The organism is Streptomyces sp. NPDC014889, assembly GCF_043081205.1.
Classification (GTDB): Bacteria; Actinomycetota; Actinomycetes; order Streptomycetales; family Streptomycetaceae; genus Streptomyces.
The window spans coordinates 4,047-4,830 of sequence record NZ_JBIBWH010000008.1; the positions used below are offsets into that span (position 1 = coordinate 4,047).

The 784-nt window shown below is 69.8% G+C and carries 1 pseudogene; it reads right to left on the reverse strand.

The features are described 5' to 3' along the window. Positions 1-709, reverse strand: a pseudogene (locus tag ACF09J_RS17035) (hypothetical protein); the annotation flags it as partial. Positions 710-784: the final 75 nt, after the last annotated feature.

Here is a 784-nt window from a genome sequence, read left to right on the forward strand (position 1 = left end):
TGGACTCCCGCAGCACCTTGCGCTCCGGTCGCTCCCTGAGCACCGGTCGTACCCTGCGCTCCGATGGCACCCTGAGCTCCAGTGATGCCCTGAGGCCCGGTCGTGCCCTGAGGCCCGCTGGTGCCTTGGAAACCCTGGGAGCCTTGGGCTCCGGTGGCGCCTTGGGCTCCGGTCGTTCCCTGGGCTCCGGTGGTGCCTTGCGCCCCGGTGGCGCCCTGGGCTCCCGTGGTGCCCTGAGGTCCGGTCGCGCCTTGGAAGCCCTGAGGGCCTTGAGAACCGGTGGAGCCTTGGACTCCCGCAGCACCTTGCGCTCCGGTCGCTCCCTGAGCACCGGTCGTACCCTGCGCTCCGATGGCACCCTGAGCTCCAGTGATGCCCTGAGGTCCGGTCGTGCCTTGGAAGCCCTGAGAGCCCTGCGGGCCTTCGGAACCGGTGGAGCCCTGGAATCCCGTGGCACCCTGAACTCCTGCAGAACCCTGAGGTCCGGTCGTGCCCTGAACACCTTCGGCCCCTTGGACGCCCTGAGGGCCTTGAACGCCAGCCTCTCCTTGAGGTCCAGTCGCACCCTGAACGCCGACCGAACCCCGGAAACCCTGCGAACCCTGAGCACCATCAGAGCCCTGCGGCCCGGCGACGCCCTGAGAACCCTCAGCGCCCTGGACACCCTGCGGACCCTGGACGCCAGCCTCTCCCTGAACTCCAGCGGCACCCTGCGAGCCGACCGAACCCTGGAAACCCTGCGAACCCTGAGCACCGTCAGAGCCCTGCGGGCCGGCGACGCCCT